24 protein-coding genes and 2 tRNA genes are annotated in these 12,641 nt (G+C 39.6%); 23 read left to right on the top strand and 3 right to left on the bottom strand.

Features of this window, described 5'->3' with window-relative positions; translation table 11 throughout:
* Nucleotide 1 precedes the first annotated feature (1 nt).
* The 3 genes from GO593_RS00730 to GO593_RS00720 all read right to left on the bottom strand — a co-directional run bounded on the left by GO593_RS00730 (nucleotide 2) and on the right by GO593_RS00720 (nucleotide 2,178).
* A complete protein-coding gene (locus GO593_RS00730) occupies nucleotides 2-1,123 on the bottom strand; it encodes an ImmA/IrrE family metallo-endopeptidase (RefSeq protein ID WP_002135396.1) in 1,122 nt (373 codons plus the stop codon).
* Nucleotides 1,124-1,279: 156 nt separating this feature from the next.
* Nucleotides 1,280-1,495, bottom strand: coding sequence for a hypothetical protein (locus GO593_RS00725; protein ID WP_000370475.1), 216 nt, complete (start codon nucleotides 1,493-1,495; stop codon nucleotides 1,280-1,282).
* 20 nt (nucleotides 1,496-1,515) lie between these two features.
* On the bottom strand, nucleotides 1,516-2,178 hold the full coding sequence (locus GO593_RS00720) for a LexA family protein (RefSeq protein ID WP_000212391.1): 663 nt from the start codon (nucleotides 2,176-2,178) through the stop codon (nucleotides 1,516-1,518).
* Between the two features lie 113 nt (nucleotides 2,179-2,291).
* Between GO593_RS00720 and GO593_RS00715 the strand changes: the two genes are divergently transcribed.
* The 23 genes from GO593_RS00715 (at nucleotide 2,292) to GO593_RS00610 (ending at nucleotide 12,637) form a co-directional block, all read left to right on the top strand.
* Nucleotides 2,292-2,492 (top strand): helix-turn-helix domain-containing protein, encoded by a 201-nt coding sequence (locus GO593_RS00715; RefSeq protein ID WP_001077693.1) that lies wholly within the window; start codon nucleotides 2,292-2,294, stop codon nucleotides 2,490-2,492.
* 10 nt (nucleotides 2,493-2,502) lie between these two features.
* Complete coding sequence (locus tag GO593_RS00710) at nucleotides 2,503-2,877, top strand: helix-turn-helix domain-containing protein (protein WP_000049343.1); 375 nt, start codon at nucleotides 2,503-2,505, stop codon at nucleotides 2,875-2,877.
* Nucleotides 2,878-2,917: 40 nt separating this feature from the next.
* Entirely contained in the window at nucleotides 2,918-3,100 is a 183-nt protein-coding gene (locus GO593_RS00705) for a hypothetical protein (RefSeq protein WP_001984752.1), read from the top strand.
* A gap of 132 nt (nucleotides 3,101-3,232) precedes the next feature.
* Nucleotides 3,233-3,991, top strand: a complete 759-nt coding sequence (locus tag GO593_RS00700; RefSeq protein ID WP_000050651.1) for a helix-turn-helix domain-containing protein — start codon at nucleotides 3,233-3,235, stop codon at nucleotides 3,989-3,991.
* Nucleotides 3,991-5,316, top strand: a complete 1,326-nt coding sequence (locus GO593_RS00695) for a replicative DNA helicase (protein ID WP_000106159.1) — start codon at nucleotides 3,991-3,993, stop codon at nucleotides 5,314-5,316. The genes GO593_RS00700 and GO593_RS00695 overlap by 1 nt, the downstream gene beginning before the upstream one ends.
* A gap of 181 nt (nucleotides 5,317-5,497) precedes the next feature.
* Nucleotides 5,498-5,662, top strand: a complete 165-nt coding sequence (locus GO593_RS19030) for a hypothetical protein (RefSeq protein WP_001106886.1) — start codon at nucleotides 5,498-5,500, stop codon at nucleotides 5,660-5,662.
* Complete coding sequence (locus GO593_RS00690; protein ID WP_000801870.1) at nucleotides 5,659-6,027, top strand: hypothetical protein; 369 nt, start codon at nucleotides 5,659-5,661, stop codon at nucleotides 6,025-6,027. Before GO593_RS19030 ends, GO593_RS00690 begins: the two co-directional genes overlap by 4 nt.
* The gene (locus tag GO593_RS00685; RefSeq protein WP_000047547.1) at nucleotides 6,020-6,256 is read left to right on the top strand and encodes a hypothetical protein; all 237 of its coding nucleotides are present in this window, start codon (nucleotides 6,020-6,022) and stop codon (nucleotides 6,254-6,256) included. The genes GO593_RS00690 and GO593_RS00685 overlap by 8 nt, the downstream gene beginning before the upstream one ends.
* Nucleotides 6,249-6,509 carry a hypothetical protein gene (locus GO593_RS00680; protein ID WP_001288624.1) on the top strand — a complete coding sequence of 87 codons (261 nt, stop codon included), beginning with the start codon at nucleotides 6,249-6,251 and terminating at the stop codon, nucleotides 6,507-6,509. The genes GO593_RS00685 and GO593_RS00680 overlap by 8 nt, the downstream gene beginning before the upstream one ends.
* On the top strand, nucleotides 6,502-6,942 hold the full coding sequence (locus GO593_RS00675; protein WP_000356507.1) for a hypothetical protein: 441 nt from the start codon (nucleotides 6,502-6,504) through the stop codon (nucleotides 6,940-6,942). The genes GO593_RS00680 and GO593_RS00675 overlap by 8 nt, the downstream gene beginning before the upstream one ends.
* Nucleotides 6,939-7,364 carry a VRR-NUC domain-containing protein gene (locus GO593_RS00670; RefSeq protein ID WP_000206510.1) on the top strand — a complete coding sequence of 142 codons (426 nt, stop codon included), beginning with the start codon at nucleotides 6,939-6,941 and terminating at the stop codon, nucleotides 7,362-7,364. Before GO593_RS00675 ends, GO593_RS00670 begins: the two co-directional genes overlap by 4 nt.
* A gap of 9 nt (nucleotides 7,365-7,373) precedes the next feature.
* Nucleotides 7,374-7,667: a hypothetical protein gene (locus tag GO593_RS00665; RefSeq protein ID WP_000232347.1), complete on the top strand. Its 294-nt coding sequence runs from the start codon at nucleotides 7,374-7,376 to the stop codon at nucleotides 7,665-7,667.
* The gene (locus GO593_RS00660; RefSeq protein WP_000589568.1) at nucleotides 7,660-7,947 is read left to right on the top strand and encodes a hypothetical protein; all 288 of its coding nucleotides are present in this window, start codon (nucleotides 7,660-7,662) and stop codon (nucleotides 7,945-7,947) included. The genes GO593_RS00665 and GO593_RS00660 overlap by 8 nt, the downstream gene beginning before the upstream one ends.
* 10 nt (nucleotides 7,948-7,957) lie before the next feature.
* Nucleotides 7,958-8,419, top strand: coding sequence for a hypothetical protein (locus GO593_RS00655; RefSeq protein WP_000990565.1), 462 nt, complete (start codon nucleotides 7,958-7,960; stop codon nucleotides 8,417-8,419).
* Nucleotides 8,420-8,526: 107 nt separating this feature from the next.
* Nucleotides 8,527-8,616: transfer RNA gene (locus tag GO593_RS00650), tRNA-Ser, on the top strand.
* 5 nt (nucleotides 8,617-8,621) lie between these two features.
* A tRNA-Ser gene (locus GO593_RS00645) sits at nucleotides 8,622-8,714 on the top strand.
* A 284-nt stretch (nucleotides 8,715-8,998) separates the two neighbouring features.
* The gene (locus GO593_RS00640; protein ID WP_001080482.1) at nucleotides 8,999-9,244 is read left to right on the top strand and encodes a hypothetical protein; all 246 of its coding nucleotides are present in this window, start codon (nucleotides 8,999-9,001) and stop codon (nucleotides 9,242-9,244) included.
* Nucleotides 9,245-9,246: 2 nt separating this feature from the next.
* Nucleotides 9,247-9,450 (top strand): hypothetical protein, encoded by a 204-nt coding sequence (locus GO593_RS00635; RefSeq protein WP_001984758.1) that lies wholly within the window; start codon nucleotides 9,247-9,249, stop codon nucleotides 9,448-9,450.
* Entirely contained in the window at nucleotides 9,401-9,676 is a 276-nt protein-coding gene (locus GO593_RS00630; protein WP_001257964.1) for a DUF968 domain-containing protein, read from the top strand. Before GO593_RS00635 ends, GO593_RS00630 begins: the two co-directional genes overlap by 50 nt.
* Nucleotide 9,677: 1 nt before the next feature.
* Nucleotides 9,678-10,148, top strand: coding sequence for a recombination protein NinB (locus GO593_RS00625; protein ID WP_000433700.1), 471 nt, complete (start codon nucleotides 9,678-9,680; stop codon nucleotides 10,146-10,148).
* Between the two features lie 12 nt (nucleotides 10,149-10,160).
* Nucleotides 10,161-10,778 (top strand): putative metallopeptidase, encoded by a 618-nt coding sequence (locus GO593_RS00620; RefSeq protein WP_000828567.1) that lies wholly within the window; start codon nucleotides 10,161-10,163, stop codon nucleotides 10,776-10,778.
* 43 nt (nucleotides 10,779-10,821) lie between these two features.
* On the top strand, nucleotides 10,822-11,340 hold the full coding sequence (locus GO593_RS00615; RefSeq protein ID WP_000212562.1) for a DUF2280 domain-containing protein: 519 nt from the start codon (nucleotides 10,822-10,824) through the stop codon (nucleotides 11,338-11,340).
* The gene (locus GO593_RS00610; protein ID WP_001053886.1) at nucleotides 11,324-12,637 is read left to right on the top strand and encodes a phage terminase large subunit family protein; all 1,314 of its coding nucleotides are present in this window, start codon (nucleotides 11,324-11,326) and stop codon (nucleotides 12,635-12,637) included. Before GO593_RS00615 ends, GO593_RS00610 begins: the two co-directional genes overlap by 17 nt.
* Nucleotides 12,638-12,641 lie beyond the last annotated feature (4 nt).

Genomic DNA, 12,641 nt, shown 5'->3' with positions numbered 1-12,641 from the left:
ATTAGAAGACCTTTTGCTGCAATTCTTTAAAGGCTGACGGTTTTGATGTCTTATTGAATCCAAGAATATTTTTGGCGGTATTGGATGATATGCGCTCTTGCCACATTGCACTCATAACTTTTTCAACAAAGTTGTAGCCAAAATACTTTAAGACCATATTTTCCTTCTTAGAACCGAACCCCCCACCATTTTCTTTGGGTTTGATGTAATCTAAATAATCAGCAAGCTGATCTTGATTTATTAATCCAAGTATTTTTAACTGAATGGCAATAGCTGCCTTGCTTGCTTTTGTTTGTTTTCGAATAAGAATAACATTCTCTTCGATGGTTAAATTTTCATTAAAGCAATCAGCCACAATATTTTTTGGGGCTAAAACATACCCTGTAACTTGATCACAATATTTTTCAAGACTATTGTCAGATTCTAGTAATCGCCCATCAAAGACACTACTACCTAATCCTAAATGGACAATTTCATGAACTAAAGTAAATAGCTTTCTAGATTGAGATTGTCCTGAGCTAAAAATGGCAATAATGGGTACCGCATCAAAATACAAACACATACCATCCGAGCCAAATTTATCACGCCCTCTATCTATAACTACTACATCCATGAGCTCTACAATGTCTCTCCAAGCATTAAAGTAATCATCTGAATTCTTGATTTTTTTGCTGTGTGTGTAAAAACCAAAATAGTCAATTATTGCTTGAGCATCTTCTTCTGCATTAGTTCCGCTAAGCTTCAAATCGAAAGCTTTAGGCTCTTCATTCAGAGAACTTAATATAGATATAAAGTTATCTCTAACTTGGCAAAATTCCTGCACTAAAGCATTTTCTTTATATCTATCTTCTGGGATATCTATATGATTTCTAAATTCTATTATTTCAGGCGTATTACGCTCATAGATAAAATTATCAGTTGTTAGATACACTGTTGGCACAAATAAAACTTTTGAAATAGTTTCTAATTGGCTCAGCTTAAATACTTCAACTTCATCCAAGGCCTTATTAATTTTGCTTTGAGATATCTTAGTTAAATTGGCGAGTGCACTCGCTGACACATTCATGTCAGTCATATAGCGCCTTAGCGCATTTGGTGAGTGTTTAACCAATTCAATAACCATCAGTCTTTAAAAGCCTCTTGTAGATACCTAGCATTATACTAGATTTATTTTAGCACTTGCTGAATTTAGCCCAATTAATTCCCAATCCAAAACCCCACAAAGCAGCGTAATGTCTGCCTTCACCTTATCCAATGACTGTACCGGGTTCACAGTTTATTAATCTTTGGTTTTATTAATCTTTTGCTCAAGCTTTCCTTCTTTTACCAACTGCACGACCTGCTCATTAGTAAGCACAGGAATAAAGACCTTATCGCCAATGTCTTTAGAAAGAATCTTTACTTCTTCGGCTGTTAGCACCAAAGCTTCACCATGTTTCGCAGCATCATTGATGCGAGCAATAATCTGGTTGATTGGTAGTTTTGAATTGTCCATATATCACCTAAAACCTTAATTTAACTTTTTCTAACACGCTTTGGACGTGATCCGCCTAATGGTCTAAATGCATCAATAACTAAGCCTACGAGCTCCATACCATCTTCAAATTCAATAATATTAGGATGGAAGTTGGGGTTTAATGCTTGCAAGTATTTGCGCTGGTCGCTTTCAATTACAAGCTTCTTAAAGGTTGCGTCTGAATTATTTCTAACAACGATGAGGTCATCAGCGATTAGATCGCAAACTTGATAGTTTGGATTAACTAAAATGTAGTCTCCCTCTTCATATCTAGGGGAATTACTTACTCCAACTACTCTCAAATAAAAACAACCATCTGGATCATCTGCACTAAGTGGTGGCAACCATTCATTTATTTTATTAGGATCGATAGCTTCTACTGATGTCATTGTCCCTGCCTGCACCCAAGAAAGAACGGGAATTAGTTTTTTAGTTATAGGCTCAACATTATTGTCAAACTTACTGACAATTCCTTTTTTTAGCTCTTCTGCGGTAACACCAAGTGCGGTAGCCAGCTCAAGTATAGAGCCTGTCGATTTGGCATTCCCTGTTTCGAGATCAGAAATTACAGATTGTTTGACACCTGACTTCATAGCCAGTTCTTTTTGAGTCATTTTCTTAGCTTTGCGAATTGCTTTTAAGTTTTCGCCCAAAGTAGCCATAAATTTGTCCATCGTTACTTCTATCGGAATTCTGATACATATTTCAATCGGTTTGGCTATTGAATAAATATCGGAAAACCTATATATTTAATAAAAATTATCGGAGACCGCCCATGAATCAATGGCAGAAGATGATCTCTGAGTTAAGGGAAAAGGGTCTTACTCAGACATTTATAGCCGCAGAAATCGGGTGCTCACAGAATTACGTTAGTGATTTAGAGCGCGGGTTATGTGGGAAACGCCTTTCATATGATCTAGGAAGAAAACTAGAAAATTTATGGAAGGAATATTGTTCAAAACAATTAACCGCTTAGGAACTAAACCATGAGCAAAGTATCAACCGAATTGAGTGCAAGGGCTAGAAATGAAGTTTCTAGAGTTTTGCAAGCCCTTGCATCAAGCAATCAAAGTCAGGTTGCTGAACAGTTGGGGATTGATCCAAGCACATTATCACGAATGAAAAATGATAGAAAATCCAATGGCTTGACTGAGCTTGAGAACTGTTTAGTGCTATTGGATGTTCTTGGATTTAAGACTGTCCTCAAGAAATATCGAATGATTAGCGAGGAAAAACTAAATGCGCTTTTTGTGATGTCAAAAGCGTGGATGGAAAGCAAACAAACAATTGACGATCTTTTTCAAGATGACATTGAAGATTTCGGCATGTGTTTTGAGCTTGGATATAAAGAAAAAGCCTGATGGTGACAATCAGGCTCAATGTTCAAACAAGGTGGATTAAATGAACTATCAAATATTAGCAGACATTGAACTAAATCGGAAGATTAGTTTGTTTCAAAAAGCGGTTGAGGCTTATGCAACAGAACGCAGTTTAAAAAACTCGGTCGCTGTAGCTGAGGCTAAAAGTAACTTGGAGCGTCATTACTATGAATCTTACAGCTTTGCGGTTCATAAGGGAGTATGAGCATGGAGTTTATGAAGGCGCGAAATATGCCCGTCAGTATGGTGATCTTCAAAGGCTCTACGATGCTTCAAGTGATGAATTCTTCATTGAAGAAATCAACGATGCTTATGAAGAGTTTAAGAGGAGCCTAATATGAGCTTAGACGCAACTCTATGGGCTTGGAAGGCTCCTGTTAAATCTGCCACTCAAAGATTGGTACTTGTGTCTCTAGCTGATAGAGCAGGTGAGGATTTTACTTGCTATCCAAGCGCAGAAAGACTTCACAGAGATACATTGCTAAACAGAAAAACCATTCTGAAAGTTATTTCCGATTTGATTGAATTGGGTCTTGTTTTGGACACTGGCAAGAAAATTGGTAACGGAGTGCGTGTACTAAAATTAGTTGGTGTTGATGGTCGTGAAAACCAACCAATCAGTACCGAAATTGGTACTGGTACCGAAATTGGTACTGGTACCGAAATTGGGATACCTACCCATCCCAAAAACGGTACCTCTACCCATCCCAATTTTGGGATACAGAACCTCCCAATGAATCTACCAAAGAACCTACCAAGGGAAAAAGACAAAAAGTCAAAAGCGAAAAATGAGTATTCCGATGATTTCGAGAAGTTCTGGTCTGCATATCCAACTTGTAAACGTAAATCAGACAAGTCTGGCACTTATAAAACTTTCAAAAAATATGAATCTGAGTTTGAGATTGAAAAATTAATCTCGATTCTTGAAAAACAAAAATCCGATGTCTCTTGGACAAAGCAGGATGGTGAGTTCATTCCATCACCTAGCGTTTGGCTAAACCAAAAACAATGGGAGAACGAATTTTGGTTTCAGGTCAACAGTCCTGTGGCAACTCCTGATTTCTCTAATGCCCAATTGCAATATGGAGACTGGTAATGAGTACAAACATTCAAAATATGACAATTGAGCAGAGTGTTCTTGTTGCACTCATGACAACAAGCAACTCACTTGAAGTAGTTGCAAACGATTTGACTGAGGAACATTTTTACGCTGGTCGTCACAAAATTATTTACCGCGCAATTGTTGAGTTGGCGAACTCAGATATGCCTTATGACTCAGTATTTGTTTGCAAGCATCTACAAGAGCGAAACCTTCTCAATGATATTGGCGGGGAAGAGTATTTAATTGAACTTAACAGTGCAGTTGGTAGCGTACACCACCTAGAATATTTTGTTGCTGAGTTGAATAAACTTAAGCAGCATCGTGAAGTTGAAAATATTGGTCTCTCGATTGCAGAGTGCGCTAAAGATTTGACCATTACTGATGTTTACTTAGCTGCTGAGAATTTATTTAGTTCGTCTAGTAATTCAATTGAGCAAAAGCAAACAGGCTTTGATTTTAACCAAGCTTTAGAAAAGACACTTGAGCGATTTGAGAAAAAGATTGCCCAGAAGGAACAAAAGGGCTTCATAGGTGTCCAGTTCAATATTCCTCATCTTGATAACCTTCTTGGCACAATCGAGAAAGGACATTTTTGTGTTATTGGTGGTCGTCCGGGTAGTGGCAAGTCAACACTCGCGCAGATGTGTGCAATGCAAACTGCTAAGCGCTACAACATGCCAGTATTGTTTATCTCTGCTGAGATGGATACGCCAACCCTAACCAACCGTATGATCTCAGCATTAGGGCATATCCCATATAACAATCTGCACAATGGGGAAATTTATGACGGGATGTTTGAAAAGCTTACTGCCACGATAGCTCAGTTCCGCAACCTTCCAATTTTTATTGAAGAAAAGCAAAAGCCAACAATTTCTGAAATCCAAAGCTATGCGCGTAAAGCAAAACGCAAATACAAGGCTCTAGGCTGCATCATTGTTGATTATATCGGCTTAATCCGAGACCCATCTAAGAAGGACCGCGTTCAAGAAGTTGCATCAATCAGCCGTGATTTAAAAGCCATGGCTAAAGAGTTTGATTGTCCAGTAATTGCATTAGCTCAACTCAACCGAGCAGCAGAAGGACATAAACCTGTTGCAAGCGACCTTAAAGACTCAGGTCAAATTGAACAGGATGCAGACCAAATTATCATGGTCCACCCATTACTCGAAAAAGAGACAAATGCACCTACAGGTGTAACTGAATTAATCATTGCTAAAAACCGTCACGGTAAGCGTGGATCTGTAAAGGTTCAGGATCGCTTAGATATTTGTCGTTTCGTAGGCATGTCATTCCCAGTGGAAGAGAGAGGTGCAGCGTGACTCTATCAGAAATTAAATTCCGATTAATCACAATCGCGGAAAAAAGAAAGCGTCCTTACTTCGACATGATCGTGGTTAAAGAAGTACATGAGGCATTCAAAAACAACACCTACCGCGAATTAAAAAATTACGTGCTTGCTGAAATGGAAGTTTCTGTTTTGAACATGGTGGAGTTAGGCAGATGAATTACAAAGAAATGATGGCACTACGCTGCGCGTACAACCATGGGTTAAAAACAACCGAGACAAGAGCAGCTGCATGCTTGTATATCAAACTTAGACGTGCAGGGAAGATTGAAGAGTTCAAAGCTGAAAGCATTACCAAACGTGACGGAGAGCAACAATGAAACCAGAACAGTTTATTCGTGATTGGGGTTTGCCAGAGGCTAAACGAATTATTAATGAGTCTCCTGAATGGGCTTCTGAGTGGTGCATGGATTGCAAGGACTACATTAATTATTGCGACTCAGATGTTGTTAGTGATTGTGAATCTTGTGTCTCTATTGCTGGCCTAGAGCGTCTGGTGGAGTCTTTGGACATCATTAGCGACCTAGATGGAATCGATGCGGCAAAAGGAACATTGGCTGAATTAATAAAGCTCGATTGGGATGAATTTGAGCATCGTTGGATTGATAACTGGATGTGCACAAGACCACGTTTAGAACAAGCCATCCGCGACCACGAATCAATATACGGAGGCGGGGATGAGTAAAACTATTTTTAAATTGATTGTTAAGTTCCTTCAATTTGTTGTAGTGGGGCTTTCTACGATTGGCTTGTTTTATTGGATCTTCGGCCCAGCGATTCTAAGTGATGACATGAGCCGAATGTTTATTGTTGTAGCTGTTTTATGTGCTGGAGTTATTTCCCACTTAGCTACCACACAAGAAATTGATGAGTGGTTTGATGAGCACTTTAAAAAAGGAGCCAGCCATGAGTGAGTTTAAAAAAGGCGACATCTTGGTTAATAAAACGGCTGTGAATACAGGAGCTATTGAGCTGATCTATGAGCATAAATACTACTTTCATGGCTTTAGCAAAGACTTTGGGATCATAACAATTGCAAAGAAGAAACTTGATAGGTATCGCAAAGCAACTGAAGCAGAAAAGCAGATAGGCCACCGCATTGACTGCGAAGTATTAGACAAACTAGAAAACCACATTTCGCCGAATTGCGAGGTCAAAAATGGATAAGTGTAGAGAAGAGTTTGAAAAGCAAAGGTACTGGATTGGATTATTCAGAACAGGTGTTGATTTTGATGTGACTCTTGGTGAATTCGGAAGATACATTTCAAATGGAACAAAAAGTACTGATGCAATGGATTTGGAGTCATTTAACGAAAAATGGGAAGCATGGGCAAACTGCTGGCAGCACCAGCAAGCGAAAGTGGAGGAGCTGCAAGCACTTTACACCCAACAAGGCATAAACATGCTGAAGCTGCAAAAGCGGGTGGATGCAGTAATTATCGAAATTGAAAATATGTATTTATCAGGTGCCATTGGTTTTGACACGGTTAAGAAGTTAGAGCAAGCGCTCAAGGGGGATCAATACGATGAACATCGCAAGAAAGCAGAAGAGGCCATCTCAAAAGGTGCAAGCCTAACCAACCATAGGATTGAGCTATGACCACATTCAAAGAGGCTCAAAGGGTCCAGTCACAAAAGGCAGCTCGTTCTAAGCGATTTAATCGAGTGCCTACAGAAGATCAAGAACAGATGACGCTCATGAGTTGGGCGCATCGTGTGAAGTATGGTTCAGGTCGTTTGAGTGATTACTTATTCCATATTCCCAATGGTGGCTCAAGAAACATAATTGAAGCTGCAAAGTTTAAGAAGTTGGGCGTGAAGGCTGGTGTTCCAGACCTTCAGCTAATTGTTCCAAATGGTGAGATACACGGGCTTTGGATTGAATTGAAGTCAAAGAAAGGGAAATTACAACCAAGTCAAAGGCTCATGATTCAACGCTTAGAAGAACAAGGTTACATGTGCAAAGTCTGCTTCGGTGCAGATGAAGCCATAGATGAAATTAAAAAGTATTTGATGATTTGAGGTGACGTGATGGTCTTTTACGAAGTTGGGACATACGAACAATACGAAGAAGGTTTTCATGCTTTCTTTCGCACTCGATATGAAGATAAAGCTGAACAAGTCAAAGCATGGGCAGAGGAGTACCAAGCTAGGACACCTGAATGGCCTACAGGTGAGACTGATGAAAAGCAGATTCAATATATGGATCTTGTTCGAAAAATTGATGATGAGTTTGCAGAGCTAATAGGCAAGAAGTTCCCAATATCAAACTATTCAAAAGAAATGTACTCAATACTTATAAACAAAGCAGAATTAGATGATTAAGGGTGACGGTATGAAATCAAAGGTAGATGTAGATGCATTAAAGCTCACACTCCAATGGCAAGGATTCTTTCTAAAGGGATGGTTTGAAGATCATTGGTGTGACCTCAAGGACTATGCAGAAGCTTCTTTAAAGCTGCTTCTAATCATCCTGAGAATTTTGTTTTCTCCCATTCTCATTATTTATGTCATTTGGCAGACCAGAAAAATGTATGAACAGATAGCGAGCGGAGAAGTCAACAGAGAAAAAGTCAGAAATCACATCAAGAAATACGGCAAGTAAGGGGAAAGAGATGAATGCGGCAGTGAATACACAATTGAAAAGAAAACATTTCTCAGTGGCAATCAACTGGCATGAGAAGCCAATTGAATGGCATTTAGAGCAATATGGGTCATGGTTATTGTTGGATGATCATTATTTTAGTCTTGGTGAATCAAGTGTACTAGGTCATTTGATTGATACTGCTAATGGTGTTGTAGTTGATCGTCGTCAACGTGTTGCCCCACTATGTAAAATCAATGATGAGCATGCCGATGCAGTGGCAGATATGCTTACTCACTTAATGCAGAATGAAACAACTAAAACAAAGCAATGGATGAGAATTGTCATAATGTTTTATGTTGAATTCAAGTCAGAGGAGACAATTGCTAAGAAGCTTGGAGTGTCTGAATTCTCAGTAGCTCGCGACAAAATGTTAGGCATGGTTCGCTTGGCTACTAAATATCAATTCAAAAGTCGCATAATAGGAGCTTGAAAGTCAGGGTGTACTTTGATATATTCATGTTATAGTGACAGTAGTGTATGTGGTTCACTGCCTTATTTCAAAAGCTCACTTAATCGTGGGCTTTTTTGTTGCCTATAGGAAAGTTGCCCGAATTGGTAAAGGGGATGGCCTGCTAAGCCATTGTTGCTATCAGCGACGCATGAGTTCGAACCTCATACTTTCCGCCAGTAATGGAAGAGTAATCCAAGTTTCGGCCTAATGGATGCGGTCTTGAAAACCGTTAGCTTTAAATGGCGTGTGGGTTCGAGACCCACCTCTTCCGCCAAATTCTAGGAGGTTCACATGCTCCGAATTATTAAGCAGGTCTTTTGCATACATGTTTGGGAATATGAATCCGACATGTTCAATCAGAAAGAATGCAGAAAGTGTGGAAAGATTAAGTGTTTGTAGCCCTGTCGTTTGACGGGGTTTTCTTTTTCTAGCGTTTAATTTAGAGAAATGAGTGGGCATGGTTAGTTTGTGGTAGGAAAACGATAGGATACCTCACACCACAATAAACGTTCTTATCACAAAGCTCATTTCATCTAAGTCAAATGGATTGGGGTATTTATGAATCGAAAACAGAAGAAAGCAAAGCGATTGATTGCTAAGGCACATACAAAAAAGCAAGCTCAGATCTATATGACTCCCAAAGAGAAGCAAGACATTTATGAGTGGAACACTGCTCACAATGAACTGCATGAAGAATTCATGGAAGGTTTTGAAGAGCCTCAGTTCATTAAGGGCTTTAAGGTCGGCATTTGGCTTGCATTCTGTGCTGCAATAATTTGGATATTCTGGCATTTCTTGGGGTGAACATGGACACAATCGAAGCGAAGAAGAATTTAGAAATCTATAAACGTAATCTTAGCCGATTAGAAAACTATAACCATTTATTCAGCAGCCATACGTTTAAGACTGAATGCCAGCGTGAAGTAAATACTCTCAGAACCAGAATAGAGAATCTAGAAAATGCGTTCGACAAAGAGGCTAAACGAAATAAGAGCGTTACCATGCGTTAGATGCGGATATCCTCACTCACAAGCGGCTCATTCTAATTTCAGTGAACATGGTAAAGGCAAGGGGATTAAAGCAGATGATAAATACACAATACCTTTGTGCCATTCCTGCCATCAATGGTTTGACCAGTATCGAGGGATGGGACTTGTAGAATCTAAAGAATGGTTCGACAAGATGTTAGAAAAAACAGAGCGGATGCTTAATCTTAAAGATGATAAGGTGTTTTGAAATGGAACCTAGATTCGTCATCAAAAACCATTCTGACATCAACTATGTAATTGGCTATCTCAATACTAATCATGCAAAGGCAGCGAGTGAAGGGAAGCCTCTGGTTGTTACCATTAAGCCTCAAAGCACAAAGCGTTCTTTAAACCAAAATGCGTTGTATTGGGAATGGATGCAGGAAATCCAGAATAAGACAGGGCAGGATAAAGAAGACTGTCATTTTGAGTTTAAGAAGAAGTTCTTAATTCATATTTTAAGGCGTGATGATGAAGAATATGCCGAGATGTGCCATGCAATCACAATGCTTAAACAATCAGAATCAGAACAATATGAAGCAGTTGCTAATGGTGTAATTAGAGAAACTTCTACAACAAGATTAAGTACAAAACAGTTCTCTGAGTACATGGGGTTAATACAAGCGTATGCATCAAAAGAGTTGGGTGTTTTCCTTAGATCGCCTGATGATCCATATTAAAGGGTGGTAATTATGAAAAGACCTTATCCGCCTGAATGGGTATTAGAACTCAGTGAAGATATGTCCATGAACTTCTGCCCAGCTCCTGAAATTACTGATTGGCTTCATCAAGGGATATTAAATCCAGAAAGTAACCTATTTAATGAAGATCATGAGCACTTAATTGAGCACACAGGAGTTAAGTTTCTATGGGCTGAGTGCGGATTTGCTAAGCAAGGTAGAGATATTCATGGGCAAGCAGAGATAGTGGCATTTAGAGCTAGTGGCTGGCAAAAAGACCGACAAGAGGCTCAAATGATTAAATGGTTTGGTGAATTGCCAAAAGCACTAATTACTCTTGATGCTCGATATTGCACTGACTGTTCAGATGAAGACTTTATGGCGTTGGTTGAGCATGAGTTATATCACTTAGCTCACAAATATAGCTCAATGGGGCCTTGTTATGACGCAGACAATAATGCAGTCCTGCAAATGCGTGGGCACGACGTTGAAGAGTTTCACGGGGTTGTTAAGCGTTATGGTATGTCTCGAGATGTACAAACTATGGTGGAGCTTGCAAATGATGGTCCGACTATATCAAGGGCTAGTATTGCTCATGCATGTGGAACGTGTCTTTTGAAGTTGGCTTAATTAATCAACCACTTCTGATACGTAATGATACAAAGAGGTGGTTATGGCAACACTAAAAGAGCCTGTAAAAATCTTTATTGTCCAGTCTCTTGCTTGTCGTGACACCCCTCAAGAAGTAGCAGATGCCGTAAAACAAGAATTCGGCATTGAAATTGGACGACAACAAGTAGCTGCTTATGACCCTACAAAGGTTAGGGGGAAGGATCTAAGTCAAAAGTTTGTAGACCTTTTTAATAAAACTAGAGAAGAATTTGACAAGGGCGCTTTTGATATCCCTATCGTTAATAAATTTTATCGCCTTCGTGAAATCCAGAAGATGTACGAGAAGGCTGGTAAAAACGTTCAGCTAAGGCAGAGCTTAATTAAATTAGCAAGAGAAGAAAGCAAGTCAGATCAAAAAGATTCAATGTCTGAAAAAGCACAAATTGAACTTGAAATTAAGAAGCTTGAACTTGAAGAAATTAAACGCCGAGTTAATCCGCCTAAGGAAAAACCACCAGAAGAAGATTACCGCCTTGATCTAAAACCAGACGAGGAATTGCCGAATGAACCTATCCTTTAGTCCTGAAGGTGCAGTAGAACTTACACCAAAACAGGCAAATATTTATGTATGGGGCTGGCAACCTGAAGCACGTTTTAGAGATGCAGTGTGTGGGCGTCGATTTGGCAAAACATTCTTAGCAAAAGCGGAGATGCGAAGAGCTGCAAGACTGGCTCAAAAGTGGAATGTATCTGTAGAGGATGAAATCTGGTACGCAGCACCAACCTTTAAACAGGCTAAGCGCGTATTCTGGAAAAGATTAAAACAAGCAATTCCGCCTTCTTGGCGCTTTGGCAAGCCTAACGAAACTGAATGTACTATCACTTTAAAAACTGGTCATGTAATTCGTGTTGTGGGCTTGGACAACTATGATGACCTTCGTGGCTCTGGTTTATTTTTCTTAATTATTGATGAATGGGCTGACTGTAAATGGGCTGCATGGGAAGAAGTGCTTCGCCCAATGCTTTCAACTTGCAAATATACCGTTAATGGCGTGCAGCGGGTTGGTGGCAATGTTCTAAGGATTGGGACTCCAAAGGGGTATAACCACTGCTATGACACTTGGATGGATGGTCAAAATGGACGAGAGCCTGATCATAAGAGTTGGATCTATACATCATTGCAAGGTGGGAACATTCCAGAAAGCGAAATTGACGTAGCTCGTCGCAAGATGGACCCAAAGACCTTTCGCCAAGAATACGAAGCAAGCTTTGAGACTTATCAAGGTGTTATTTATTACTGCTTTGAGCGCACCTTTAACTGCACTGAAAAGGTTGTAAAAGAAGGTGACGTACTTCATATCGGCATGGACTTTAACGTGCAGAAAATGGCGGCAGTTGTCTACGTTCGAGATGGTGAAGAGCTTTATGCAGTAGGTGAGTTTAAGGACCTATTCGACACACCAGCGATGATTGAAGCAATTAAAGCTAAATATCAGGACCACGAAATTATCGTTTATCCAGATGCTTCTGGTGATAACCGCAAATCAAGTAATGCTAGTGAAACTGATATTGCACTACTTAAGAAAGCTGGGTTCAAGGTTCAAGTTAATAGTAGAAACCCTGCCGTGAAAGATCGTATCAACTCAATGAATAGCCGCTTATGCAACACAATGGGCGAAAGACGCCTATATGTGAACCTTAAGCAGTGTCCTGAGTTTGCAAGAAGTCTTGAACGACAAATCTATGATGATCACGGTCAGCCAGATAAAAAAGCAGGCTTTGACCATCTTAATGATGCTGGTACTTATCCAGTTGCTTATATGTTCCCATTAAACAAAAAGACAGTGGGAGAAACTTCAATTATTGGACTACTGTAGGTGA

Source organism: Acinetobacter baumannii, assembly GCF_009759685.1.
GTDB lineage: Bacteria > Pseudomonadota > Gammaproteobacteria > Pseudomonadales > Moraxellaceae > Acinetobacter > Acinetobacter baumannii.
Note: the sequence above shows the minus strand (reverse complement) of the source record. Positions and strands in the feature narration are given on the sequence as shown.